The sequence below is a fragment of the Actinomadura sp. genome (genome assembly GCF_044508335.1).
Classification (GTDB): Bacteria; Actinomycetota; Actinomycetes; order Streptosporangiales; family Streptosporangiaceae; genus Spirillospora.
In genome coordinates this window covers 13,516-37,111 of record NZ_JBIQHY010000061.1, presented here as the reverse complement: position 1 = coordinate 37,111, position 23,596 = coordinate 13,516, and the positions used below count along the sequence as shown (strand labels likewise).

The window sequence follows — 23,596 nt, the reverse complement described above, 5'->3', positions numbered from 1 at the left end:
GGTGGGGGATGGTGGCGGCATCCGGGGGGCTCCGGGGGGTCGCCCCCCCGGGCGAAATGACGGGCCATGGCGAAGGCGGACCCGAAGGGCCGCCGAGCACACCACCCCACCGCGAGCTCCCGCGATTGGACTCGAACCAATAACCTGCCGGTTAACAGCCGGCTGCTCTGCCGATTGAGCTACGCGGGATCGTGCGTCCGATGGGGCCTGGGCCCCTGTCGGCGCGTCTAGGTTAGCGCATGTCCGGGGCTGTTCGCGCACACGTTATGGGTGGGTGCGTCGCTGGCGGGTATGGGGGTGTCACGATTCCGCCGTCAGTGGGAGTAGGACATGAAGACGCGCATGATGTTCATGGCCGGCGCCGCGATCGGGTACGTCCTCGGGACGAAGGCCGGCCGGGAGCGGTACGAGCAGATCAAGCGGCTGTCGCAGCAGGTGTCGGAGAACCCGAACGTGCAGGAGGCCGCGGAGAAGCTGCGGGCCAAGGGCGAGGAGTTCGCCGGTGCGGCGCGCGGCAAGGCGAGCAGCCTGAAGGAACGGGTGCCCGAGCAGGTGCCGGGCCGCAAGGCGGACAAGGAGCAGCCCGAGGTGTATCCCGGCTAGAGGCCGGTCTGACGGCGCAGTTCCTCCAGGGCCTGTTCGGCCTGGGCCCTCAGGCCCGGGTCGGACGGGTCCATTCCCGCGTCGAAGACGAAGGTCCAGCGCACGTCGCCGCCGGCGGCGGGGCGCCGGGCGGCGATCCGCACCTTGCCGCCGGGGAGTTGCACCTGGTGGCTGACGGCGATGGTGGCGGTGACGCGTTCGCGGACGGTCTCGGGGACGCGGCCCGGGTCGGTGAGCCGGACGTGGTGCTCGGGGCCCGCCGAGGTCTCGTGGACGTGCAGCCACTCGTCCTTCCAGGTGGCGTGGTCGACGCGCTCCCAGGGGATGCGGGTGAAGCCGCCGGAGAGTGCCGGGACGTGCAGGGCCGTCGTGGTGGCGACGACGTGTGATCCGCCTCGGGTGGGGGCAGTCGCGAGGACGCGTTCGCCGCGGTCGAGGGTGAGCGCGGCGCGGACTTCGGCGGGCAGGGAGCCCCTGATCAGGCGCATGATGTCAAAGGTAAGCGATCAGGCGGCCTGGGGGGCGCGGCGGGCCCCGAGTAGGTCGAGGACGAGGGCGGCGGACCAGGCGTAGTCGTGGCTGCCGCGGCCGGTGCCGTCGAACGGGTCGAAGAACTCGCGGAAGCCGGACTGGCGGACGAGCCGCATGGTGGAGCCGTAGAGGAGGTCGGCGACGACGGGGAGGTCGTGGCCGAGGGCGCCGTACCAGACGAGCCAGTTGGTGCTGATCCAGGTGGGGCCGCGCCAGTAGCCGGCGCGGTCGAAGGCGGGGGCCTGGATGTCGCAGGTGGGGACGGGGTAGCCGGCGGCGCCGGCGAAGCGGGCGGACAGCAGCAGGTCGACGAGGCTGCGGACGATCGGGGCGGGCAGTTCGGGGTCGAGGAGGGGGCCGAAGGAGCCGACGGTGATGACGGGCAGCAGCCGGTCGTCGCGGAGGTCGCGGGCGCGGAAGCAGCCGGTCTCGGGGTCCCAGAGGCGGTCGAGGACGGCGCGGTGGACGCGGTCGGCGCTCTCGCGGTGCGGGACGGGGTCGGCGCCGATGATCTGGGCGATGTCGGCGAGGGCGTGGGTGGAGGCGAGGTAGACGGCGTTGACGAGGGGGTCCTCGACGGCGAACGGGTGCGATTCGCGGAGGTAGGCGGGCCGGTAGCCGGCATCGCGCATGAGGGCGACGAGGCGGACGTAGCGGTCGTAGTCCTCGCCGGTGGGGAGGGTGCGGTGCCGCTGGGCGGGCGCGTAGGAGGTCGGCGGGAGCCGGAGGGCGCCGAGGGGCCGGTCCCAGGCGGGGCTGTTGTCGAGCCCGGACTCCCAGGGGTGGCAGATGGCGATGAGGCCGCTGGAGGCGAGGTCGCGGGCGCGGGCGAGGTAGCGGTGCTGGGCGGTCAGCAGCGGGTAGAGGCGGGCGAGGAAGGCCCGGCTGCTGTCCAGGTCGGTGGCGCATTCGTGCAGGCGGAGGGCGGACAGGGCGTGCAGCGGCGGCTGGGTGAGCCCGGAGGTGTGGACGCCGCGGGGCGCGTCCGGGTGCCGTTCGCTGTGCCAGAGGTCGGGGCCGGGGAAGAACGCGTGCCGGGCGAGGCGGGTGTTGAAGACGATGTGCGGGAGCATCCCGTCGGCCCACTGGCCGCGGAAGAGGGAGAGCAGTTCGGCCTCGGCGCGGTCGCGGCGGTGGCGGGCGAGGCCCATGCTGATGAAAGCCGCGTCCCAGCTCCACTGGTGCGGGTAGAGGCCGGGCGAGGCGGCGGTCGCGGTGCCTGTCCAGTTCGCATCGAGAACCCGGGCCGCGGCCTTCCACAGCGCGGTCTCGTCACCGGTCAGACGGGAATTCATGTGGTCCAGGTGACCTCCTCGGCGCGAGGGGGGTTCACCGTGATTCTCGCCTCATTGCACGGCCGCTGCGACCCCTGCGGGGGTGTCGATTCTCAACGAGGACGCACGCTGCACCGTGATTTTTTACGGTTCGGTGGCCCGTTCCAGGAGCCATTCCGCGATCTCCTGGCCTGCGGCGATGCCGCGGGCGGCGGTGACGGCGGTGCGGGGGGACGTCCAGCCGGTGTCGTGGAGTTCGCCGTGCGCGGGACGGATCGACAGGTCTGCGGCGTCGAGCAGCTCGATGTCGAGGAGGGAGTCGCCGGCCGCCAGCGTGGTGGAGGCGCCGGTGCGGCGGGCGATCTCGCCGGCGGCGGCGGCCTTGGTGAGGCAGGCGGGCAGGCAGTAGACCTTGCGGCCTTGCAGGGACGTCCGCCAGCCGCGTTCGGCGCACCAGCCGGTGAGGTCCTCGACCCAGCCGGGCGGCAGCGCGGCCCTGTCGATGACCGTGTAGGCGAACAGGCCGGACGCGGTGCGCCGCTTCAGGACGAACTCGCCGCTCGACTGGGCGAGATGGTGCTGAACCTCCGCGAGCGGCGCACATCCGTCTGCGACCCGGTTTCGGACGGCCTCCGCCCAGTCCGGGTCGTCGTCGCCGTCCACGAGGAGGTGGCCGCCGTTGGCGCAGATCGCGTAGGCGGGCGGCTTCTCCAGCAGGTGGACGCGCCGGTACTGCTCGGGTGTGCGCGTCGTCGTCGGGACGAACGTCGCAGCCGTCGAGAGGGCTTCCAGAGTGCGCGCGGAAGGCTCGGTCATGTAGGAGAGCGGCGCACCCTGGTAGAACTCCACGCACAGCAGGCGCGGCATGGTCTCGTCTGGCCCGTCCAGTGCGAACGCGGCCTGGGAGTAGATGAGCGTACGGTCGAGGTCCGAGCACACCAGGACGGTCACTGGACAGCTCCCTTGCCAAAGCGGGGGTGGATGAACCCCATGCAGGCGTAGGGGAACCGCTCTGGCTCGACCTCGTGCACGGGGACACCGCGTTCGTCGGCCAGCAGCCGTATGTGCGTCACTTCCGGGCCGGCGTCGGCGCGCACGAAGACCTTCCACGGGACGCGCCGCAGCAGCACCCGTGTCGTCTCCCCGATCCCCGGCTTGACGAGGTTGAGGTCGTCGATGCCTTCGGCTCCGGCGCAGCGCCGCACGGCCTCCCACCCGGACCAGTCGGGCGCGCGATCGGCGGACAGGTGGTCGGGCAGGTCCTTCGCGACGCGTTCGGCGACGTCCGGGAACCGGGCGCACACGGCGTCGAGGAACACGGCCGACACGTCGTCGCCGGCCAGTTCCCGGTAGTACTTCGCGCCGTGGAAGTCGCCCGGCCCGATCAGCGCGGTGTTCAGGACCGTCCGGCTGACCAGGCCCGACACCGTCGAGTTGAGGCAGGCGGACGGGATGAGGAAGTCGTCGCGCGTGCCGTGCAGCGGCGTGCACCGCCCCGGGTCGGCGAGGACCGCGAGGTCGGACGGGAACGGGTGCGGCTCCAGCGCGGCGGTCAGCTCCCGCGTGATCGCGCCCTTGCCCGTCCAGCCGTCGACGAACATGACGGACGCGGGGTCGTGGTGCGCGGCGAGGTACCGCAGCGCCGCGGTGTCGATGCCCCGGCCGCGGACGATGCTGACGGCGTAGTGCGGGAGGTCCAGGCCGTGCGCGTACCGGGCCCAGCGGCGCATCAGGATGCCGACGGGCGTCCCGGCCCGCGCCAGCGACACCAGGACGGCCCGCGGGCCGCGCTCGGCGAGGACCATGCCGGTGACCAGGCCGGTCGCGTACGCGAGCCGCTCCGCCGACGCCTCCAGCGCCTCGTGGAACAGCCGCCGGTACTCCGGGCCCGGCTGGTACTCGACCGGGAGCGATTCGGCGTAGTGGGCGCGCCCCGCCTGGATCGCGGCCTCACGCTCCTCAGTGGGCGCCTCCAGCCGCGCATGCGAGAGGTCCTTGAGCAGCCACGCCACGTCCTCCGCGGGGTAACTGCCGAAGGACGGCCCGTACAGCGGCTTCACGGTTCCCTCCTGCGGGCGGGGACGGTGGCGACCAGCACCGGCGCAAGCGCGCGCAGCCGCGCCAAGAGCCCGCCGGCGAGCGCCGCGGTGTCCCCGACGTCGTCCACCACTAGCACGATCTGGTCGAACCCGCGTTGGCCGGAACCAGGCGCGACGTTGTAGGCGTACCGCTCCCCCGGCCCATCGGCGGGATCGTCGTGGGACGGGAACACCAGGCGCGTCCTGATGGCGTACCCGGGGTCGTCCACGGCGAGCACTGGGGATCGCGTGGTCGTCGAGTAGCGCACGTCCACGGACGGCAGCGCGTCGGCGAGCGCCTCCGCGAGGCGCAGCGGCGCGTACATCAGCTCCTCGAACCCCAGCACGAGCACGTGCGAGACGTCGCCGAGCCCTGCGGCGATGACATCGGCCATGCGGGCGAGGTCCTTCTCCAGCCGCACCCGATGCTCGGGGAGGAAGCCGTGCCGCCCGCCGTCCGGCAGCCCGGCGGGCCAGTCCAGCGCGGCGCGGCGCACCTCGAACGCCGGAGCGTCCGGGACGCAGGCCCCGCCGGAGAGGCCGGCGGTGAGCGCCTGCCCCGCCTCCAGGATCCCGTCGGGAAGCTCGACGCGCCCCCCGGCCAGCGCCACCGCGTCGATGCGCGCGCCCAGCCGGCGGGCGAGGTCGTCCATCCGCGCCCGGTCGGCGGCGCCGCGCAGGTCCACCAGGGCCGCGAGGACGTAGTGGCTCCTCGGCCGGACGGCGTGCAGGGCCTCGATGGTGTTGAGCACCGTCCGGCCGGTGGACAGCTCGTCGTCCACCAGCACCACCGGCGCGTCGCGGTCGAGCATCGCGGGATCGGCGGGCAGCAGCAGATGGCTCGTGGCGTGGCTGTGCTCCTCCTCGAACCCGCCGTAGGCGGCGAATCCGGGCACGGGACGCCGTGTCGAGTGCAGGTAGTAGGCGCCGCCCAGCGCATCCGCCACCGAGTGCCCCAGAGCGGTGGCGGTCTCGGCGTAGCCGAGGACGATCGCGTCCACGGGAGTCCGGGGTGCGCGCATGAGGTCGCGCAGCCCGGCGGCCGCCCCCGGCACCCCGCTCAAGGCGTCCGGCAGGAGCGGACCGGGACGGGACGGCTCCTCGCCCCGCAGGCGCGCGCGCACCAGCTCGCCGAGCAGCAGCCCGGACCCGTACACCAGCCGGGGATCGGTCGGCACGTGCTTGCCCAGCACGGCCGACACCAGCAGGTGCGCGCGGCGCGGGTTGCGGCGCACGGCCAGCCCGACGAGGGACGACAGCCCGGCCCCCACCGGGCGCGGGCCGTCCGCGAGCCGCACCCCGAGGCGCGACGCGACCCAGCGCGAGGAGACCCCGCGCGAAACGTCCCGGTGCGAGGCGACCCCGCGCGAGGAGACCCCGCGCGAGGCGACCCGGTGCGGCGGGACACGGGCGGACGTCACCGGCTGCCCGCCGCTTCGAGCAGCTCGACGAACGTCACGCCCTCGGCCGCGACCCCGAACACCTGGGCGCGCAGCATCAGCCGCCGCGCCCAGGCGCGGTGCGGCTTCGCCTCGTTCATCTTGTTGGCGTAGGAGCTGGCCATCGCCCCGCCGCCGGTGACGCCGAGGATGTCGGCGGCGTCGCAGTACTCCTCGTGCGTCACGACCGACAGGGCGTGGACGGCCGCGACGTGGCTCGGATGTATCACGGTCTTGCCGATGAGGCCGTTGGCCTTGTCCAGGTGGACCTCGCGGATCAGCCCGTCCAGGTCGGAGGTGATCAGCCGCTGCCGCAGCGGCGCCGCCCGCTGCGCCTCGAACGGCGACTGGCGCAGCTGCGGCTTGAAGATCCGCTCCCCCGCCGAGAAGTACTCCCACACCGGCCCGGTCACCACGTAGCCGGTGCCGTCGGCGCGGCCGAGGATGTTCACCACGTCGCTGATCACGCCCGCGACCGGCCGGATGTCGTAGATGGTGACGTCCGGCGGGCGGCGCAGCCCGTACGCGGCCGACAGGTCCGTCGCGCCGAGCCGGACGGCCAGGATCCGCGGCCGGTGCTTGGCCAGCAGCCGCGCCACGTCGTGCAGCATCTCCGCGCGGGTCTCCGCGTACACCGCCTCCGGGCTCTCGATCACCGGCATCGCCAGCAGCCGCTGCCCGGTGCGGTCGGCGGCGTCCGCCAGCGCGTCGAGGAACGCCCCGCCGGCGGCCGCGGTGAACTTCGGCAGCACGAACCCGCTGACCAGCTCGGCGGCCTCGCCGAGCCGGCCGAGCAGGGCGCCGATCTGCCGGGGGTCGCGGACCCGGACGAACAGCAGCGGCGCCTCCGCGCCCCGGCCGGCCAGCGCCCGCAGCTGCGCCACCAGGTTCGCCTCGCCGAACTCGACCTCGTCGTCGCCGATGGCGTCCTCAAGGCAGATGACCAGGCTCATGACGCCGCGCCGCGCCGCCCGCTCGATGTCGGCGGCCAGCGCGGGCCGGGTGGCGGGGCAGTACAGCGTCGCGCCGAGCGCGACCGCCAGCACCGCCGGGTCGTCGTGCCGGTCGAACGGGCGCGGGTGCCGGTAGAACAGGTGCTTGCGACGCGCGGCGTCGATGTGGTCGAAATGCCGCATGGACGGCTGTCAGCCCGTCACAGGTGGGTGGCCACGGCGGGCAGGAGGTGCTGGAAGGTGCGGCCCGTCGCGGTCGCGCCGATCGCCGTCATCGACCAGCCCTGGCCGTCCCGCGACACCTTGGCCATGATCTGCGCGTTGTGCTGCCCGGCGCCGCTCAGGTCGTAGCGGGCGATCTCCTGGCCGGTGGTCTCGTCGACCAGCCGGCAGAACGCGTTCGCGATCTGGGAGAAGTCCTGCCCGGTGAACGAGTTCACCGTGAACACCAGCTGCGTGACGTTGGCCGGGACGCTCTGCAGGTCGACGTTGATGACCTCGTCGTCGCCCTCGCCCTCGCCGGTCAGGTTGTCGCCGGTGTGCTGGACGGACCCGTCCTTGCTGCGCAGCTGCCGGAACCACACCTGGTCGGCGAGGTTCCCGGAGGCGTCGAACAGCAGGCAGGACGCGTCCAGGTCGATCGACTGGGCCCGGCTCTTGCCGAACAGGCCCTTCTTGGCGACGGCGTCCCAGCCGAGCCCCATCCGGACGCGGGAGAGGGTGCCGCCGCCCGGTTTGGCGAGCGAGACCTTCTGCCCCTTCTGCAGCGAGATCGACATCGTTCGGCTCCTTCAGTGCATCGTTGCTGGTCGCGGGGTGGAGTCGGACCGGTCAGACGTTGCTGGAGTGCAGCTGCTTGCCGCCGGACGGCGAGCCGGAGGCCGCGTCGTCCGCGCCGCGGTTGCGGACGACGGAGCTGACGAACGCCGCGATGATCAGCCCGGCGCCGAGCCCGCCGGTGACCCACTCGGGCACGTGGTGCCCGATGCTGATCAGCATGCAGACCGCGAGGGCCCCGATCGCCCAGTGCGCGCCGTGCTCCAGGTAGACGTACTCGTGCAGGGTCCCCTTGCGGACCAGGAAGACGGTCAGGGACCGGATGTACATCGCGCCGATGCCGAGGCCCAGCGCGATGACGATGGGGTCGGTGCTGATCGCGAACGCGCCGATGACGCCGTCGAAGCTGAACGAGGCGTCCAGCACCTCCAGGTAGAGGAAGAGGAAGAAGCCGGCCTTGCCGGTGGCCAGCGCCAGCCCGCTCGGCCCCGACCGCGCGGGCGCGCCGGCCTCGTCGCCGCCGTCCTCGTCGTCGTCCTCCCCCGCCTCGGAGAACAGCTCGCCGAGCCCGTTGACCAGGATGTAGGTCACCATGCCGAGCACGCCCGCGATCATGACGTTGCCCGGGTTCTCGGCGGTCAGCCACGACACGAACGCCAGCGAGCCGCCCGCGATGACCACCGCGAGCTGGTCGAGCCTGCCGATGCGGGCGAGCGGCCTCTCCAGCCACGGCAGCCACTTGTCGGCGCGCTCCTCGAACACGAAGTTCAGGAACAGCATCATCAGGAACATGCCGCCGAACGCCGCGATCATCGGGTACGCGTCGTTCATCAGCTCGTGGTAGCGGTGCTGGTCGTTGAGCGCCAGGTCGAACGCCTCGACGGGCCCCAGCTTGGCGGTGATGCCCACGATCAGCAGCGGGAAGACCAGCCGCATGCCGAACACCGCGATCGCGATGCCGACGGTGAGGAAGATCTTCTGCCAGAAGGGGCTCATCCGGTCGAGCACCTTGGCGTTGACCACGGCGTTGTCGAACGACAGCGAGATCTCGAGGATCGCCAGCACGGCGACGAGGGCCAGCCCGGTCGGCCCGTCGTAGAAGAAGGCGGCCACCAGCCCGAGGGCCGTGATGCCGAGGGACCAACCGAAGGTGCGAAGAATCATGCGCGTATTTCTGCTAGAGAGGGCGGCCGGGCGTGGCGGCCGCGGTGCGGGGTGCGCCGGCGGCTAGCCGACGTTGACGCCGAAGTCGGTCGCGATTCCGGCCAGTCCGGAGGCATACCCCTGGCCCACGGCCCTGAACTTCCATTCGCCGTTGTGCCGGTACAGCTCGCCGAAGACCATCGCCGTCTCGGTGGAGGCGTCCTCGGTGAGGTCGAAGCGGGCGAGCTCGGTGCCGTCGGTCCGGTTGACGATCCGGATGAAGGCGTTGCGCACCTGGCCGAAGCTCTGGTTCCGGTTGTCGGCGTCGTAGATCGACACCGGGAAGACGATGCGCTCGCACTCGGCCGGCACCGCGGTGAGGTCGACGTTGATCGACTCGTCGTCGCCCTCGCCCTCGCCGGTCAGGTTGTCGCCGGTGTGCTCGACCGAGCCGTCCGGGCTGCGCAGGTTGTTGAAGAACACGAAGTGCTGGTCGGACATGACCTTGCCGGTGCTCGCGAGCATCAGCGCGGACGCGTCGAGGTCGAAGTCGGCGCCGGTGGTGGCGCGGACGTCCCAGCCGAGGCCGACGGTGACCGCGGTGAGGTTCGGGGCGGCCTTCGTCAGCGAGACGTTGCCGCCCTTGGCGAGTGAGACTCCCATTATCCGGGCCGTTCCCTTCCTGGTCTGGTGGTCAGATGTTGACGCCGAAGTCCATGGCGATGCCGGCCAGCCCGGACGCGTAGCCCTGGCCGACCGCGCGGAACTTCCACTCCGCCCCGTTGCGGTACAGCTCGCCGAAGACCATCGCGGTCTCCATCGAGGCGTCCTCGGTGAGGTCGTAGCGCGCCATCTCCGCGCCGTCGGCCTGGTTCATCACCCGGATGAAGGCGTTGCGGACCTGCCCGAAGTTCTGCCCGCGGCTGTCGGCGTCGTAGATCGACACCGCGAACGCCACCCGCTCGGCGGCGGCCGGCATCGCGCCGAAGTCGACCTTGATCTGCTCGTCGTCGCCCTCGCCCGCGCCGGTCAGGTTGTCGCCGCTGTGCTCGACGGCGCCGTCCGGGCTGCGCAGGTTGTTGAAGAACACGAAGTGCTGGTCGGTGATGATCTTGCCGGAGCCGTCCAGCACCATCGCGGAGGCGTCGAGGTCGAAGTCCGTGCCGGTCGTGGTGCGCAGGTCCCAGCCGAGACCGACGATCACGGCGTTCAGTCCGGGCGCCTGCTTGGTGAGCGAGACATTGCCGCCTTTGCTCAGGCTGACGGGCACGATGAGCCTCCAAGATCGCATGCCGTACGGGACGCCGTCCCGGCGCCCAGCCTTATCGACGTAGCAGCGATGCTATCCGTTCCATCCGTTTTGAACTCTCCCTCTCTGAGGTGAGGAGATCCGCGGCTCAGGCCGCCTCCCGCCCCGGCGGGGCGGGTCCGGGAGGCACTGTGCACCCGCGACGCCGTCTGATATGCCCTGAGTCGGCGGGGAGTCCGGAGGCGGAACACCCGGCGGCTGGGCCAGACTGGGCAGGGACGAAGGGAGGCAGCGTTGCGGGGAGCGGGCGACCAGCGCCGCCGGGGCGGCCGGGGCGCGCAGGCGGCTGCGGCGGCCGTCGAGGCGCGGGAGGCGGCGGCGGCCGCCTTCTACGACATGGACCAGGCGCAGAAGTACCTCGACGGCCGCGTCACCGTGTTCGAGGACCTGGACGCGGGGGCCGCCGCGCCGGTGCGGCGGGAGTTCGCCGGGCTGTCGGAGGCCGCCGACGCCGCGTCGGTCGCCTACATCTCCGTGCTGGACGCCCACGACCTCGATGACCGGGACCGGTCACCGGCCGAGTACGACGCGGCGCGCCGCGCGTTCATCGCGTCCACCGAGCGGCTGCAGCAGATCACCCGGAACCTGAACGCCTTCGCCGAGCGGCTCGCCCCGAAGATGGCCCGGCTGGAGGCCGCGCTCGACCAGCTGCCGCCCCGGCTGACCGCCGCGCGCGACGCGGTCGCCGCCGCCGACGCGGCCGTCGCGGCCGCGAAGCAGGCGGGGATGGACGCCTCCGAGCCGGAGGCCGAGCTGGCCCGCGCCCGGGAGGTGCTCGCGCAGCTCGGCTCCAAGGGGCTGGGCGGGCTCGGGCTGGACGGCGCGATCCGCCGCGCCGAGGAGGTCCGCGACATCGCCGAGCGGGCCCGGGAGGCCGCCGCGGAGCTGCCGCGGCTCGCGCAGAAGGTCCGCAACTCGCTCGCCTCGGTCCGCACCCGCGCGGACGCCGTCGCGAACCGCGTCGGGCCCGTCCAGGAGGCGATGCGGGTGCTGCTCCGGAACTACTCACAGGCCTGCTGGCAGGACCTCAGGGGCGCCCCCGACTCCATCGAGGCGGCCGTCACGCGGGCCCGCGAGCGGCTGAACGAGGCGTCCGCGCACGCCTCCCGCACCGAGTGGCGGGAGGCGCAGCGCGCGCTGACCGCCGCGCGCACCGAGCTGAACGCCGCCGACCGCCGCGCCGGGCAGGTCACCGGGCGGGTGGACGAGCTGAAGGCGGTCGCCGCCGACCCCGCGAAGTCCGCCGAGGGCGCCCGCTTCGCCGTGCGGGACGCGCAGCGGCTCGCCATGGCGCAGCCGGGCGGGGCCCCGCCGCACCACGCCCGGGCGCTGGACGGGCTCGTCGAGCGGCTGGAGAACGCGCCGAAGCGGCTCACCGGCGTCCACCCCGACTACTGGGGCTACCTCCAGGAGCTGGAGTCCATCAAGACCGCCGCCGGGGACGTCGTGGCCCGCATCCGCTCGGAGCGCGCGGGCCAGGGGTAGCCCCGCCCAGGCGAACCCTTCAGGCGAACCCTTACGCGAACCCTTATGCGAACAGGGTCTCGCCCCAGTAGCCGCCCTCGCGGACGCCCGGAGGGCACGCGTAGATGCCCGAACCCACGTGCTGGATGTACTCGTTCAGCGCGTCGGCGGCCAGCGACTGCTGGATCGGGATGAACCCCTTGCGCGGGTCGCGCTGGAACGCGATGAAGAACAGCCCCGCCTCCAGCCGGCCGAGCCCGTCGGAACCGTCGGTGAAGGAGTAGCCGCGCCGCAGGATGCGCGCCCCGCCGTTGGAGTCGGGGTGGGCGAGCCGGACGTGGGCGTCCGGCTTCATGCGGGACAGGACGGGCTTGTCGCGCTCCTTCTCCTCCCCCACGGGCGCCCCCTCGCCCTTGCTGCGGCCGAAGATGTCCTCCTGCTCGCGCAGCGACGTGCGGTCCCAGGTCTCGATGTGCATCCGGATGCGGCGGGCCACGAGGTAGGAGCCGCCCGCCATCCAGCCGTCGTCCTTCCCGGCCCAGACGTGCCGGTCGAGCAGCGCCTTGTCGCCGGAGCCGATGTTGTCGGTGCCGTCCTTGAACCCGAACAGGTTGCGCGGGGTCTGCGCCTCCGGCGTGGTCGAGGACGTCTTGCCGAACCCGAGCTGCGACCAGCGGACCGAGACCGTGCCGAACCCGATCCGCGCCAGGTTCCGGATCGCGTGCACCGCGACCTGCGGGTCGTCGGCGCACGCCTGCACGGCGATGTCGCCGCCGCTGCGGTCGGGGTCGAGGGCGTCGCCGGGGAAGTGCGGCAGGTCGACGAGGGCGGCGGGACGGCGCGCCTTGAGGCCGAACCGGTCCTCGCCGTCCTTCTCGAACAGCGTCGGGCCGAACCCGATCGTCAGCGTCAGCCGGGACGGCGGCAGGCCGAGCGCCTCGCCGGTGTCGTCGGGCGGCGCGACCGGCGACCCGGCGACCGCGCCGTTCCCGACGGGCCTGCCGGCGGTCATGGCGGCGGCCGCGGCCGTCCACTCCTTGAGCATCCGGACGAGCCGGTCGCGGTCGCCGGTCGTCACGTCGAACGCGGCGAAGTGGAGCCGGTCCTGGACGGGGGTGGCGATGCCCGCCTGGTGCGCGCCGTGGAAGGGGACGGCGGCGCCGGCGCCGTCGTCCTCGTCGGCGAGCGCCACCCGGTCGAGGCCCGCGCCGGCGGCGGCGCCGACGAGCAGGCTCGCGCCGGAGAAGCCCAGCATCCTGCGCCGGGACATCCCCGGCCGCACCTCGGTCATCGCGCCGCCACCCTTCTCCGTTGCGTCTACTTCGCCACGACCTCGGCGAGCTTGGACAGCGGCTCGCCCAGGGCGTTCACCGCGTCGGCCAGCTCCTTGCGGTCGTCCTTGCCGACCTTGTCATAGGAGACGTAGCCGTCGCCCTTCTCGTGCTTCTTCAGCAGCGCCTCGACCTGGGCGAAGTTGTCGTCGAGGTCGCTCGCGAGCTGGGCGTCCCGCTCCTGGACGACCGGCTTGAGCAGCTCGTAGATCTTCTTGGCGCCGTCGACGTTGGCCTTGAAGTCGACGAGGTCGGTGTGGCTGAACGCCTCCTCCTCGCCGGTGACCTTGCCGGTGGCGACCTCGTCGAGCAGCTCCTTGGCGCCGCCCGCCATGTCGTTGACCGGGTCGAGGGTGAGGCCCGGCAGCCGCGACTTCAGCGTCTCCAGGTCGGCCAGGAGCCGGTCGCCGTACTTCTCCTTGCCCTTGACCGAGCCGTCCTTCCAGAGCGCCTTCTCCAGCAGGTGCCAGCCGGACCAGTCCTTCTTCTCCGCGGCGCTCAGGTCGGCCTCGCGGGCGTCGACCTTCGGGTCGATGTCGCCGAACTTCTCCGCGACCGGCTCGATCGTCTCCCAGCCGACGCGGGACGGCGCGTACAGCTCCTTGGCCTTCGCGACGTCGTCCGCCTTCACCGCCTCGACGAACTCGCGGGTCTTGGCGATGGTGTCGTCCAGCCGCGCGATGACGAACGCCTTGTAGTCGTCGGCGGCCTCGGTCAGCCGCGCGTCGGCGCCGCCGCCGGCCCGGCCGGTGACCGTCACGTTCTGGGACGGGCCCTTGCCGGTCTGCCCGGCGCTGCACAGCAGCCTGAACTGGCCGGCGGGCAGGTTCACGACGAAGTCGACGCTCGTGCCGGGGCCGATGTTCTCCCGCTCGGCGAGGATCTTGCCGTCCGGCTTGAGGACCTCGAACTCGTTGACCTTGGAGCCCTTGTTGGTGACCTTGAAGGTGGTCTTGCCCGCGGTGAGGTCGGTCTTGGCGACCTCGCAGGTGTCGTCCGTCGCCGTCACCGGGATGGCGCCCGCGGCGTCCGCCTTGTCTTCGTCACCGCCGCACGCCGAGAGCACGGACATCGACACGGCGGCGGCACCGGCGAGGGCTAGGACGGACACAGGTCGCATGGGGGTCTCCAGGAGCGAGCAAATGGTTAGGCTTACCTAAATTAGCGAAGCCTGTCCTCACTCCGTCAAGTGACCCCCCGGACAGTGAGGCATCCCACGCCACGCCCCGCGGAGCCGCCCGGCCGACGCTCCCCGTCAGCGCCCCGGGTCAGCGCCCCGGGTCAGCGCCCCGGGTCAGCGCCCCGGGTCAGCGCTCCGGGTCAGCGGGGGCGGTCAGCGGGGGCGGTCCTGCACGCCCATCGTGAGGTTGCGCGCGGCCATCGGCGGACCGCCGGGCTGCGGGTCGCCGTACGGCGGGAGGTGGCCCTGCTGCGCGGGCCGCTGCTGCTGGTACTGCTGCGCCTGGTCGCGGTGCTGCTGCGCCGGCTCCGCCCAGACGGCCGTCCCGTACGCGCAGACCTCGAAGCCGCCGCCCACCGCGGCGGTGTCGAAGCGCATGCCGACGACCGTGTTCGCGCCCTTGCGGCGCGCCTCCTCGCCGAGCCGGTCGAGCGCCTCCCGGCGCGCCGCGGCGAGGCCGGCGACCGGCCGCTCCCCCGTCACCCGGAAGGTCGCGCTGCTGCCGCCCTGCCCGGGCTGCGGCACCGCGCCCTGGTCGGCCTGGACGGACGTCCCGAGGACCTCCCCGAGCACGCTCCTGATCTCGTGTCCGGGCACGCCGTCAGTCGTCACGATCAGCATGCCACCACGGTAGATGACCGTCCGGACGAAATGCGACGAAACATCCGGGAAGTTCGCCGGATCGCGGGCGCCGGACGGCGACCGTCCTCCCGGCGGCGCGGCCGGGAGGACGGTCGTCACTCAGGATCCTCCGTCACTCCAGGTATTCGCGGAGCATCTGCGCGCGGGACGGGTGGCGCAGCTTCGCCAGCGTCTTGGACTCGATCTGGCGTATCCGCTCGCGCGTCACGCCGAACTCGCGGCCGACCTCCTCCAGGGTGCGGGGATGGCCGTCGGCCAGGCCGAAGCGCAGCTGGATGATGCGCTGCTCCCGGTCCGACAGGGTGCCGAGGATGTCCTCCAGCTGGTCCTGGAGAAGGATGAACGCCGCGGCCTCGATCGGCACGACGGCGTCCGCGTCCTCGATGAAGTCGCCGAGGTCGGAGTCCTCCTCGCCGATCGGCGACTGCAGCGAGACCGGTTCCTGGGCGATCCGCTGGATCTCCACCACCCGGGCGGGCGGCAGCCCCATCTCCAGGCCGATCTCCTCGGGCGTCGGCTCCCGGCCGAGGTCCTGGTGCATCTGCCGCTGCACGCGGACCAGCTTGTTGATCGTCTCCACCATGTGGACCGGGATCCGGATCGTCCGGGCCTGGTCGGCGATCGCCCGGGTGATCGCCTGCCGGATCCACCAGGTGGCGTAGGTCGAGAACTTGAACCCCTTGGTGTAGTCGAACTTCTCGACCGCGCGGATCAGTCCGAGATTTCCCTCCTGGATCAGGTCGAGGAAGAGCATTCCCCGGCCGACGTAGCGTTTCGCGATCGAGACCACCAGCCGCAGGTTGGCCTCGATCAGGCGTTGCTTCGCCCGCATTCCCTCGCGGGCGAGCAGTTCGAGGTCGAGCAGCTCGCCGCGGGCGAGGACGGCGGTACGCGCCATCTTCTCCTCGGCGAACAGGCCCGCCTCGATCGATTTCGCGAGTTCTACTTCATCTTCTGCCGTGAGGAGCGGTACGCGACCGATCTCTCTCAGGTAGATGCGAACCAGGTCGCTCGTCGGCGCCCGCTTGCCGAGGTCTCCCTCATCCGCTCGCGCGACGTCCTCGGTCTCCTGCTGAGACTCGAGGACCTCCACCCCCTGCTCTGCGAGCATCCGGACGACCCGCTCCATGGAGTCGTCCGGCAAGTCCGAGCGATCGAGTGCGGCAGCAACGTCCTCGACGGTCACACCGCCGCGCTCTCTGCCACGTGCGACGAGGTCCGCCACCTGATCAACCGATGGCGCCTCGCTTGGCAGCACCGAAGGGCCCACGCAGACAGTCTGCGTCAAAGGAGGGCTAGATCACAGGACCCATTTTGCGGTCTCTTGACTTACTGTGATCCAAGCGCTCGCTCCCGCAACACCCGTCTCTGCTGCTCAAGCGCGACAAGATCGCCGAACAGCCGGCGGTACTCCTCCTCGGCCTCGACCGGATTCAGCCGCCCGAGTTTAGATTTCGCGTCGGCGATCATGCGGGTGAGCTGGCGTTCCTGTATTCGGGCGAGCAGCTCTACGGCATAACGGTCGTCCGATTCGTGCGAGGACCGGACCGGCTCCACGCCGAGCTTGGTGATCAGGTCCCTGACCTGGTCGTTCGGGGCGGTCTCCAGGAGCCGGGCGACCCATTCGGGCACGCTCCCGGCCGCCGTGACGCCGCCCGCCTCCGCGATCACCGCGCGCACCGCCGCGTGCGGCGGGGCGATGAACGCCCCGGCCGGCACCTCGTCGAACGCCGGGCCGAGCATCGCCGGCCGCTGCACGGCCAGCTTCAGCAGCTCGCGCTCCCGCTGCACCTCGGGGTCCGACGGGTCGAACGCGGGCCGCTGCGGCTCGGCGGCCCCGTTCTCGGCCCGGCCGTTTCCGGCATACCGGTCGGAGCGGCCGTTTCCGGCCGGACCGCGGCCCGCCTGGGCGCGCGCGTGCCGCCGGTTCGCCAGCTCCCGGACGCGGCGCAGCACGAACTGCTCGTCCATGATGCCGAGCCAGCGGTCGAGGTTGACCGCGTACATGTGCCGGCGCGACCGGTCCTTGATGGCGGCGACGACCGGGGCGGCGGCGTCCAGCGCGGCGAGCCGCCCCTCGACGGTGTCGAGGTCGTGCTGCTCGATCGCGCTGCGCACCGCGAACTCGAACAGCGGCAGCCGGGAGGCGACCAGGTCGCGCACCGCGGCGTCGCCGTGCCGGATGCGCAGGTCGCACGGGTCGAGGCCGTCCGGCTGGACGGCGACGAACGTCTGCGAGACGAACTTCTGCTCGTCGTCGAACGCGCGCAGCGCCGCCTTGCGCCCGGCCGCGTCGCCGTCGAAGGTGAAGATCACCTCGCCGCGGAACTCGTCCTGGTCCATGAGGAGCCGGCGCAGCACCTTGATGTGGTCGTCGCCGAACGCCGTCCCGCACGTGGCGATCGCGGTCGGGACGCCCGCGAGGTGGCACGCCATCACGTCGGTGTAGCCCTCGACGACCACGGCCTGCCGCCGCCGCGCGATCTCCTTCTTCGCGAGGTCGGCCCCGTACAGCACCGAGCTCTTGTGGAACAGCGGCGACTCGGGGGTGTTCAGGTACTTGGGGCCGTCGTCGTCCTCGTAGAGCCTGCGGGCGCCGAACCCGATGACGTCGCCGGACAGGTCGCGGATGGGCCACATCAGCCGGCCGCGGAAGCGGTCCATCGGGCCGCGCCGCCCCTCCTTGGCCAGGCCGCCGGCGACGATGTCGCGGTCGGCGAACCCGCGGCCGCGCAGGTGCCGGACGAGGCCCTCCCACTCGCGGGGCGCGAACCCGACGCCGAACCGGGCGGCGTCGGCGGCCTCGAAGCCCCGCTCGGACAGGAACGCGCGGCCGATCGCCCCCTCGGGGGACTCGAGCCGCTCCGCGTAGTACTCGGCGGCGGCCTTGTGCGCCTCCAGCAGCCGGGCGCGCTGCCCGCCGTCCTGCCGGGGGCCGCGCCCGCCGCCGTCCTCGTAGCGGAGCTGGACGCCGGCCTGCGCGGCGAGCCGCTCCACCGCCTCGGAGAAGGACAGGTGCTCGATCTCCTGGACGAACTTGATGACGTCGCCGCCCGCCTCGCAGCCGAAGCAGAAGTACAGGCCGCGGGAGGGCGTCACGTTGAACGAGGGCGACTTCTCGTCGTGGAACGGGCAGAGCCCCTTGAGGTTGCCGCCGCCCGCGCTGCGGAGCTGCAGGTACTCGCCGATCACGGCGTCGATGGACGCCCGCTCCCGGACGAGTGCGATGTCCTCATTGCGAATCCGGCCTGCCACGACGATGGAGTCTACGGCGGGGCCGTGACATCCGGCGCGTCCCCGCCCGAACCGGCACCGGGCCCGCCCGCGGCGGCGCCCTCCGGTTGGGCCGGATTCGTCCCGCGCTGACGGGAAACCGGTGGTAGGTGGCCGGACTCGGCCGCTTTGGACACGGGTAACACCAGCTCGGCTCTGGACAACTTGGACCGTTGCGCGATGTGATGGCTGACCGAGATTTTGCTCACACCCAGGCGGACGCGATGACGGATGTTGTGCTCGACGGCGTCGACAAGGTGTATCCGGGAGGCCAGGTAGCCGTCCGGAAGGTTCGCCTGCGCATCAACGACGGCGAGCTGTTCGTCCTGCTCGGGCCGTCCGGCTGCGGCAAGTCCACCATCCTGCGCATGATCGCCGGGCTGGAGGAGATCACCGCCGGCGACCTGTGGCTGAACGGGACCGTCGCCAACGACCTGCCGCCGCGCGAGCGCAACGTCGCCATGGTGTTCCAGGAGGGCGCGCTCTACCCGCACCGCACCGTCAAGGGCAACATGATGTTCCCCCTGGAGGTGTCGGGCGACGACCGCGCCGAGGCGAGCGCGAAGGTCCTGGAGCTGGCCCGCGCGCTGGGCCTCAACACGATGATCGACCGGCTGCCGGCCACGCTGTCCGGCGGACAGCGGCAGCGCGCCGCGATCGGGCGCGCGCTCATCCGCGAGCCGTCGCTGTTCCTGATGGACGAGCCGCTGTCCAGCCTCGACGCGGGGCTGCGCACCGAGCTGCGGGTCGAGATCGCCGCACTGGTACGTTCCACCGGCACCACCACCGTCTACGTCACGCACGACCAGGTCGAGGCCATGACGATGGCCGACCGGATGGCGGTGCTGCGGGACGGCGTCCTGGAGGACGTCGGCACCCCGGAGCAGATCTACGAGGACCCGGCGACCGTGTTCGTGGCAGCGTTCCTCAGCTCGCCGCCGATCAACCTGATGCAGGCCACCCTCTGGGCCATCGAGGGCGAGGGGCTGCTGCTCGACTTCGGGCCGCAGCGGCTCCTGGTCCCGTGGGACGACCCCCGCGCCTCCTCGCTGATCAGCCATCACGGGCGGTCGATCATCGTGGGCATCCGGCCCGACACGCTCGTCCCGATCGCGCCCGGCGCGCCGGCGCCGCACGGGACCGTCCTGTCCGGCCAGGTCCGGGCGCTGGAGTTCCACGGGCACGAGTGGCTCGCCTACGCCGAGGCGGGCATCCCCACCGTCGACGCGACCGAGATCGGGCGGCCGCCGCGGGCGCCGTCCTACGAGGCCGAGCGTCCCGGGTGGCGCGACCGGATGCGGGAGATGCTCGGCAGGCAGCCTCGCGACGAGGCCGTCGGCGAGGAGCACGCCGGCCACCACCGGCGGTCCGACCTGGTGTTCCGCATCGCGCCCGGCAACCGCCCCAACCGGGGCGACCACGTGGCGCTGACCGTGGACCTCGGCCGCGTCCTGTTCTTCGGCGCGGACGGCCGGCGCGCCACGCCCGTCCAGCGCTAGCCGGCCGCCTCGCGCAGCCGGCGCAGCCCCGCCTCGATCTCCGGCGGCGCCACGGCGCCGTAGCCGAACACCAGCCCGGACACCGCGGGCGGGCGGGCGACGGCGAACTCCGAGAGCGTGAACAGCCCGACGCCGGCGCCGAGCGCACGCGCGGCGATCGCGGCGTCGTCGGCCCCGGCCGGCAGGACGGCGCTCAGGTGCAGCCCGGCCTCCGCCGGGACGAGGGTCAGCCGGTCGCCGAAGAGCCGCCCGACCAGCTCCGCTACGCGCTCGTGCCGGGCCCGGTACTCGCGGCGCGACCTGCGGATGTGCCGGGCGAGCAGGCCCTCGTCGATGAACCGGGCGAGCGCCGCCTGGGCGGGCAGCTCCGCGTGCCAGGAGGTGACGTACCGCGCCATCCGGAACGCGCGGTGCAGCGCCGGCGGCGCCACCAGGAACCCCAGCCGCAGCACCGGCCGCATGATCTTGGAGAAGGTGCCGGTGTAGAGGACGCGGCCGTCCTCGTCGATGCTCTGCAGCGGCTCGATGGGCCGGCCGCCGTACCGGTACTCGGTGTCGTAGTCGTCCTCGACGATCACCACGTCGCGGCGCCGCGCCCAGTCGAGCAGCGCCCGGCGGCGCGGCAGCGACATCGGCATGCCCATCGGGAACTGGTGGGACGGCGTGACGTACACGGCCCGCGCGTCGCCGGGCAGCGCGTCCACCCGCAGGCCCTCCGCGTCGACCGGGACGCCGCGCACCCGCATCCCGGCCGCGGCCAGCAGCATCCGGACCGGCGGGTATCCCGGGTCCTCGACGGCCACCACGTCGCCCGGTTCGAGCAGCACCCGGACGATCAGGTCGAGCGCCTGCTGGACGCCCGAGGTGACGACGATGTCGCGGCCGTTCGCCCGCACCGACCGGGAGACGCCGATGTGCCGGGCGATGGCCTCCCGCAGCGCGGGCAGCCCCGCCGGGTCGACCGGGTCGCCGAGCCCGGACGGGCGCAGCAGGCCCGCCATGATCCGCCGCCACGACTCGTACGGGAACAGCCGCACGTCGGGCAGCCCGGCGCGGAAGTCCCACCTGATGCCGGGCATCGGCGGGGGCCAGACGGACACCTCGTCCCAGATCCGGCGGGGGCGCAGCGGCGACGCCGCGGGGGCGCCCCGCGCGGCCGAGCCGGTCTCCCGGACGTAGGTCCCCGCGCCCACCCGGCTCGTCAGGAAGCCCTCGGCGGCGAGCCGGTCGTAGGCGACGCCGACGGTGTTGCGGGAGATCGAGAGCCGGCGCGCCAGCTCCCGCGTCGGGGGCAGCGCCTCCCCCGCGCGCAGCCGCCCGTCCAGGATCGCGGCCCGCAGCTGTGCGTAGATCTGCCCGGCGAGGTCGCGGCGGCCCACCAGGCTGACGTGCAGATCCACGGCGCCCACCCTAGACCGGCTCAGTCATTTCACGCGGTTTTGGCCCTTCACCTGGTCCTCTGCGGGTTCCTAGCGTGGGCCGCATGGATGTGCTGACCGAACTCATGACCACCGATCTCCGTCCGCTGGACCGGAAGGCGTCGGACCTCTACCTGTCGGTCGTCGCGCAGGTGAAGCCGGACGCGCTGAGCCTGCCCACGCCGTGCCCGGACTGGACCCTGCACGGCCTGCTGCGCCACCAGGTGAGCCAGGACGAGGGCTTCGCGGCGGCGGCGAGGGGCGACGGCGACCGCCTGCCCGCCTGGCGCGGCGGCGACCTCGGCGACGACCCCTTCGCCGCCGCGACGGCGTCCGCAGACCTCGTCGCGCGGGCCTTCGCCGACACGGCCCTCGACGCCGAGCTGGCCCTGCCCGAACTCGGCGGGCGCTTCCCCGCCGCGCTCGCGATCAGCTTCCACCTCGTGGACCTGGTCGTGCACGCGTGGGACGTCGCGGCGGCGATCGGCGTCCCGTGGGAGCCGGCGGACGACCTCGTCGAGGTCTCGCTCAAGGTCGCCGCGCTCGTGCCCGAGGAGAGCCGCGGCCCCGGCGAGTCGTTCGGCCCGAGCCTGGCGGCGGCCGGCGCGCCCCCGGAGGGCCGGCTGCTCGCCCTGCTGGGCCGCGACCCCGCGTGGCGCTGACCGCTCAGCCGGGGGCGGATTCGCAGACCGCTTCCCGGTAGAAGTCGATCTTCCACCTGATGTGCTTCTGCTGCTCGCGCAGCGTGGCGATCTGCTCCTCCACGCGGCGGTCGTGGTCCTGCAGCAGTTCGAGCCGCTCCTGGACGGTGTCGGCGCCGCTGCGGGCCAGCTCGGAGTAGCGCAGCATCTCCGCGATCGGCATCCCCGTCTCGCGCAGGCAGCGCAGGAGGGACAGCCACGCGAGGTCGTCGTCGCTGAACACGCGCCGCCCCGAGGCGTTGCGCGCGATGCCCGACAGCAGCCCGATCTTCTCGTAGTAGCGCAGAGTGTCGATGCTGAAACCGCTCTTCTCGGCGGTCTCGCCTGGAGAGTAGAGACTCACGGCTTCAAGGATTCCACCTGGAGCGCGCTCCAGGTCAACGCGCGCCCGGCGGGGCGGCTTGACCTGGAGCGCGCTCCAGGAAGCAGAGTGGAGGGGACCGCGAGTCTGCGAAGGATCAGGGGCTGCCATGCGCATCGGACTTCAGGTTCCCAGCTACACCTTTCCCGGAGGGCCGGAGCGGATCGGGCCGGAGTTCGGCCGGATCGCGCGGGAGGCCGACCAGGGCGGCCTGCACTCGCTGTGGGTGATGGACCACTTCTTCCAGATCGCCATGGTGGGCCCGCCGGACGAGCCGATGCTGGAGGCCTACACCGCGCTCGCCTACGCGGCGGGGCTGACCGAGCGGATCACCCTCGGGACCATGGTCACCGGCGTCACCTACCGGCACCCCGGCATCCTGGTCAAGACCGTGACCACGCTGGACGTGCTGTCCGGCGGGCGCGCGTGGCTCGGCATCGGCGCGGCGTGGAACGAGGAGGAGTCGCGCGGTCTCGGCGTCCGCTTCCCGCCGACGGCCGAGCGGTTCGAGCGGCTGGAGGAGACGCTGCGGATCGCCCACCAGATGTGGCGGGGCGACGAGTCGGCGTTCGAGGGCGAGCACTACACGCTGGAGCGGCCGCTGAACTCGCCGCCCGCGCTGCGCGCCCCGCACCCGCCCATCCTGATCGGGGGCGGCGGCGAGAAGAAGACGCTCCGTTTCGTCGCGAAGTACGGCGACGCGTGCAACCTCTTCGACGGCGACGAGCTGCCGCACAAGCTGGACGTCCTGCGGGAGCACTGCGAGCGCGAGGGGCGCGACTACGCCGAGATCGAGAAGACGTCGCTGGCCCTGTTCAGCGGCACGCCGTCGGTGGACGAGGCCGTGGACAAGGTCGGGCGCCTCGCGGAGCGCGGCATCGACCACGTGATCTTCTCCCAGGCCACCGGGCAGGACCTCGCGGGCGTCCTGGCCGAGGCGCTGACGCAGACGGAGAAGATCGTCCCCGCCGGTCGCTGACGCGCGCGCCGCCGCGGCCGGGTCACGCCGCCGCGGGGGTGAACACCCACTTCCGGTAGGACCAGTAGCGGAACGCGGAGCCGAGGCCGACGCCGGCGAGCAGGCCGAGGTTGTAGGCGACGCCGCCGTGCAGGCCCAGGGTGTAGTAGGTGAAGCCGGTGCAGAGCACCTGGATGAGCAGCCCGACGCCGTTCAGCGCGAAGAAGACGGCGACCTCGCGGCCGGAGCCGTCGCTGTCCCGGTGCCGGAACGTCCAGTGCCGGTTGAGCAGGTAGGACGTGAGCGTCGACAGGACGGTCGGGACGACCACGCTGGTGACCGGGCTGCCGCCGAGCCACGCGCGCATCAGGTTCGCACCGAAGACCATGATGAGCGTGCCGACGCACCCCACGAAGCCGAAACTCAGCAGTTCGCGGAGGAATGTCCGGTACGCCGGGGCGGACGAGACCGATTCCACCGGTCTTGACCGCTGCAAAGTGCTCACTCGCCCAGACCTTACCTGAGTAGGACATATGCGAAAGTCACAACCCAGCTAAAAGATCAGTGGCGGCCCGCGCCGGCCCCGCGGCGCCGCCCGGCCCGCGGCCGTTCGGGCAGGGGCGTTCGGGCAGGGGCGTTCGGGCAGGGGCGTTCAGGCGAGG

23 protein-coding genes and 1 tRNA gene are annotated in these 23,596 nt (G+C 72.6%); 5 read left to right on the top strand and 19 right to left on the bottom strand.

What is annotated here, in order from left to right; translation table 11 throughout:
- Nucleotides 1-116 precede the first annotated feature (116 nt).
- Nucleotides 117-189: transfer RNA gene (locus tag ACIWVC_RS20705), tRNA-Asn, on the bottom strand.
- Between the two features lie 141 nt (nucleotides 190-330).
- On the opposite strand from ACIWVC_RS20705, the gene ACIWVC_RS20700 reads away from it, so the two are divergent.
- Nucleotides 331-603 (top strand): YtxH domain-containing protein, encoded by a 273-nt coding sequence (locus ACIWVC_RS20700; protein ID WP_396447001.1) that lies wholly within the window; start codon nucleotides 331-333, stop codon nucleotides 601-603.
- Here ACIWVC_RS20700 and ACIWVC_RS20695 read toward each other — a convergent pair.
- The 10 genes from ACIWVC_RS20695 to ACIWVC_RS20650 form a co-directional block, all read right to left on the bottom strand.
- Nucleotides 600-1,091: a hypothetical protein gene (locus tag ACIWVC_RS20695; protein WP_396447002.1), complete on the bottom strand. Its 492-nt coding sequence runs from the start codon at nucleotides 1,089-1,091 to the stop codon at nucleotides 600-602. The genes ACIWVC_RS20700 and ACIWVC_RS20695 overlap by 4 nt on opposite strands.
- Before the next feature lie 18 nt (nucleotides 1,092-1,109).
- Nucleotides 1,110-2,429: an MGH1-like glycoside hydrolase domain-containing protein gene (locus ACIWVC_RS20690; RefSeq protein WP_396447003.1), complete on the bottom strand. Its 1,320-nt coding sequence runs from the start codon at nucleotides 2,427-2,429 to the stop codon at nucleotides 1,110-1,112.
- Between the two features lie 123 nt (nucleotides 2,430-2,552).
- A complete protein-coding gene (locus tag ACIWVC_RS20685) occupies nucleotides 2,553-3,359 on the bottom strand; it encodes an HAD family hydrolase (RefSeq protein ID WP_396447004.1) in 807 nt (268 codons plus the stop codon).
- Complete coding sequence (locus ACIWVC_RS20680) at nucleotides 3,356-4,468, bottom strand: cysteine protease StiP family protein (RefSeq protein WP_396447005.1); 1,113 nt, start codon at nucleotides 4,466-4,468, stop codon at nucleotides 3,356-3,358. Before ACIWVC_RS20680 ends, ACIWVC_RS20685 begins: the two co-directional genes overlap by 4 nt.
- Nucleotides 4,465-5,907: a phosphoribosyltransferase family protein gene (locus tag ACIWVC_RS20675; RefSeq protein ID WP_396447006.1), complete on the bottom strand. Its 1,443-nt coding sequence runs from the start codon at nucleotides 5,905-5,907 to the stop codon at nucleotides 4,465-4,467. Before ACIWVC_RS20675 ends, ACIWVC_RS20680 begins: the two co-directional genes overlap by 4 nt.
- Nucleotides 5,904-7,061 (bottom strand): HpcH/HpaI aldolase/citrate lyase family protein, encoded by a 1,158-nt coding sequence (locus tag ACIWVC_RS20670; protein ID WP_396447007.1) that lies wholly within the window; start codon nucleotides 7,059-7,061, stop codon nucleotides 5,904-5,906. The genes ACIWVC_RS20675 and ACIWVC_RS20670 overlap by 4 nt, the downstream gene beginning before the upstream one ends.
- Nucleotides 7,062-7,078: 17 nt before the next feature.
- Entirely contained in the window at nucleotides 7,079-7,657 is a 579-nt protein-coding gene (locus ACIWVC_RS20665; protein WP_396447008.1) for a TerD family protein, read from the bottom strand.
- A gap of 52 nt (nucleotides 7,658-7,709) precedes the next feature.
- Nucleotides 7,710-8,819: a DUF475 domain-containing protein gene (locus ACIWVC_RS20660; RefSeq protein WP_396447009.1), complete on the bottom strand. Its 1,110-nt coding sequence runs from the start codon at nucleotides 8,817-8,819 to the stop codon at nucleotides 7,710-7,712.
- 63 nt (nucleotides 8,820-8,882) lie between these two features.
- On the bottom strand, nucleotides 8,883-9,461 hold the full coding sequence (locus ACIWVC_RS20655) for a TerD family protein (protein ID WP_396447010.1): 579 nt from the start codon (nucleotides 9,459-9,461) through the stop codon (nucleotides 8,883-8,885).
- Nucleotides 9,462-9,492: 31 nt separating this feature from the next.
- Nucleotides 9,493-10,068 (bottom strand): TerD family protein, encoded by a 576-nt coding sequence (locus tag ACIWVC_RS20650; RefSeq protein ID WP_396447011.1) that lies wholly within the window; start codon nucleotides 10,066-10,068, stop codon nucleotides 9,493-9,495.
- A 273-nt stretch (nucleotides 10,069-10,341) separates the two neighbouring features.
- Here ACIWVC_RS20650 and ACIWVC_RS20645 point away from each other — a divergent pair, with 273 nt between their 5' ends.
- Nucleotides 10,342-11,592 carry a molecular chaperone DnaJ gene (locus ACIWVC_RS20645; RefSeq protein ID WP_396447012.1) on the top strand — a complete coding sequence of 417 codons (1,251 nt, stop codon included), beginning with the start codon at nucleotides 10,342-10,344 and terminating at the stop codon, nucleotides 11,590-11,592.
- A gap of 43 nt (nucleotides 11,593-11,635) precedes the next feature.
- Here ACIWVC_RS20645 and efeB read toward each other — a convergent pair whose 3' ends face one another.
- The 5 genes from efeB to dnaG form a co-directional block, all read right to left on the bottom strand.
- Complete coding sequence (gene efeB, locus ACIWVC_RS20640) at nucleotides 11,636-12,862, bottom strand: iron uptake transporter deferrochelatase/peroxidase subunit (RefSeq protein ID WP_396447013.1); 1,227 nt, start codon at nucleotides 12,860-12,862, stop codon at nucleotides 11,636-11,638.
- A 26-nt stretch (nucleotides 12,863-12,888) separates the two neighbouring features.
- The gene (efeO, locus tag ACIWVC_RS20635) at nucleotides 12,889-14,022 is read right to left on the bottom strand and encodes an iron uptake system protein EfeO (RefSeq protein WP_396447014.1); all 1,134 of its coding nucleotides are present in this window, start codon (nucleotides 14,020-14,022) and stop codon (nucleotides 12,889-12,891) included.
- Nucleotides 14,023-14,235: 213 nt separating this feature from the next.
- Nucleotides 14,236-14,703 carry a YbjQ family protein gene (locus tag ACIWVC_RS20630; RefSeq protein WP_396447015.1) on the bottom strand — a complete coding sequence of 156 codons (468 nt, stop codon included), beginning with the start codon at nucleotides 14,701-14,703 and terminating at the stop codon, nucleotides 14,236-14,238.
- 133 nt (nucleotides 14,704-14,836) lie between these two features.
- On the bottom strand, nucleotides 14,837-15,982 hold the full coding sequence (gene rpoD / locus ACIWVC_RS20625; RefSeq protein WP_396447032.1) for an RNA polymerase sigma factor RpoD: 1,146 nt from the start codon (nucleotides 15,980-15,982) through the stop codon (nucleotides 14,837-14,839).
- 71 nt (nucleotides 15,983-16,053) lie between these two features.
- Nucleotides 16,054-17,979, bottom strand: coding sequence for a DNA primase (dnaG, locus tag ACIWVC_RS20620; RefSeq protein WP_396447016.1), 1,926 nt, complete (start codon nucleotides 17,977-17,979; stop codon nucleotides 16,054-16,056).
- Nucleotides 17,980-18,221: 242 nt separating this feature from the next.
- Here dnaG and ACIWVC_RS20615 point away from each other — a divergent pair, with 242 nt between their 5' ends.
- Nucleotides 18,222-19,496: an ABC transporter ATP-binding protein gene (locus ACIWVC_RS20615; RefSeq protein ID WP_396447017.1), complete on the top strand. Its 1,275-nt coding sequence runs from the start codon at nucleotides 18,222-18,224 to the stop codon at nucleotides 19,494-19,496.
- Here the strand turns inward: ACIWVC_RS20615 and ACIWVC_RS20610 are convergent.
- On the bottom strand, nucleotides 19,493-20,896 hold the full coding sequence (locus tag ACIWVC_RS20610; RefSeq protein ID WP_396447018.1) for a PLP-dependent aminotransferase family protein: 1,404 nt from the start codon (nucleotides 20,894-20,896) through the stop codon (nucleotides 19,493-19,495). The genes ACIWVC_RS20615 and ACIWVC_RS20610 overlap by 4 nt on opposite strands.
- An 83-nt stretch (nucleotides 20,897-20,979) precedes the next feature.
- Between ACIWVC_RS20610 and ACIWVC_RS20605 the strand changes: the two genes are divergently transcribed.
- Entirely contained in the window at nucleotides 20,980-21,576 is a 597-nt protein-coding gene (locus ACIWVC_RS20605; RefSeq protein ID WP_396447019.1) for a TIGR03086 family metal-binding protein, read from the top strand.
- 4 nt (nucleotides 21,577-21,580) lie between these two features.
- Here the strand turns inward: ACIWVC_RS20605 and ACIWVC_RS20600 are convergent, their stop codons facing one another.
- Nucleotides 21,581-21,958, bottom strand: a complete 378-nt coding sequence (locus tag ACIWVC_RS20600) for a MerR family transcriptional regulator (RefSeq protein ID WP_396447020.1) — start codon at nucleotides 21,956-21,958, stop codon at nucleotides 21,581-21,583.
- Between the two features lie 127 nt (nucleotides 21,959-22,085).
- On the opposite strand from ACIWVC_RS20600, the gene ACIWVC_RS20595 reads away from it, so the two are divergent.
- Complete coding sequence (locus tag ACIWVC_RS20595) at nucleotides 22,086-22,955, top strand: LLM class F420-dependent oxidoreductase (protein ID WP_396447021.1); 870 nt, start codon at nucleotides 22,086-22,088, stop codon at nucleotides 22,953-22,955.
- A gap of 22 nt (nucleotides 22,956-22,977) precedes the next feature.
- Here ACIWVC_RS20595 and ACIWVC_RS20590 read toward each other — a convergent pair whose 3' ends face one another.
- Nucleotides 22,978-23,439 (bottom strand): GtrA family protein, encoded by a 462-nt coding sequence (locus tag ACIWVC_RS20590; RefSeq protein WP_396447022.1) that lies wholly within the window; start codon nucleotides 23,437-23,439, stop codon nucleotides 22,978-22,980.
- Nucleotides 23,440-23,596 lie beyond the last annotated feature (157 nt).

Bases quoted from the DNA above. Each gene is read 5' to 3' on its own strand.
- ACIWVC_RS20700 (WP_396447001.1), top strand. From the start codon at position 331: ATGAAGACGCGCATGATGTTCATGGCCGGCGCCGCGATCGGGTACGTC.
- ACIWVC_RS20695 (WP_396447002.1), bottom strand. From the start codon at position 1,091: ATGCGCCTGATCAGGGGCTCCCTGCCCGCCGAAGTCCGCGCCGCGCTC.
- ACIWVC_RS20690 (WP_396447003.1), bottom strand. From the start codon at position 2,429: ATGAATTCCCGTCTGACCGGTGACGAGACCGCGCTGTGGAAGGCCGCG.
- ACIWVC_RS20670 (WP_396447007.1), bottom strand. From the start codon at position 7,061: ATGCGGCATTTCGACCACATCGACGCCGCGCGTCGCAAGCACCTGTTC.
- ACIWVC_RS20665 (WP_396447008.1), bottom strand. From the start codon at position 7,657: ATGTCGATCTCGCTGCAGAAGGGGCAGAAGGTCTCGCTCGCCAAACCG.
- ACIWVC_RS20660 (WP_396447009.1), bottom strand. From the start codon at position 8,819: ATGATTCTTCGCACCTTCGGTTGGTCCCTCGGCATCACGGCCCTCGGG.
- ACIWVC_RS20655 (WP_396447010.1), bottom strand. From the start codon at position 9,461: ATGGGAGTCTCACTCGCCAAGGGCGGCAACGTCTCGCTGACGAAGGCC.
- efeB (WP_396447013.1), bottom strand. From the start codon at position 12,862: ATGACCGAGGTGCGGCCGGGGATGTCCCGGCGCAGGATGCTGGGCTTC.
- efeO (WP_396447014.1), bottom strand. From the start codon at position 14,022: ATGCGACCTGTGTCCGTCCTAGCCCTCGCCGGTGCCGCCGCCGTGTCG.
- ACIWVC_RS20630 (WP_396447015.1), bottom strand. From the start codon at position 14,703: ATGCTGATCGTGACGACTGACGGCGTGCCCGGACACGAGATCAGGAGC.
- ACIWVC_RS20615 (WP_396447017.1), top strand. From the start codon at position 18,222: ATGACGGATGTTGTGCTCGACGGCGTCGACAAGGTGTATCCGGGAGGC.
- ACIWVC_RS20605 (WP_396447019.1), top strand. From the start codon at position 20,980: ATGGATGTGCTGACCGAACTCATGACCACCGATCTCCGTCCGCTGGAC.
- ACIWVC_RS20595 (WP_396447021.1), top strand. From the start codon at position 22,086: ATGCGCATCGGACTTCAGGTTCCCAGCTACACCTTTCCCGGAGGGCCG.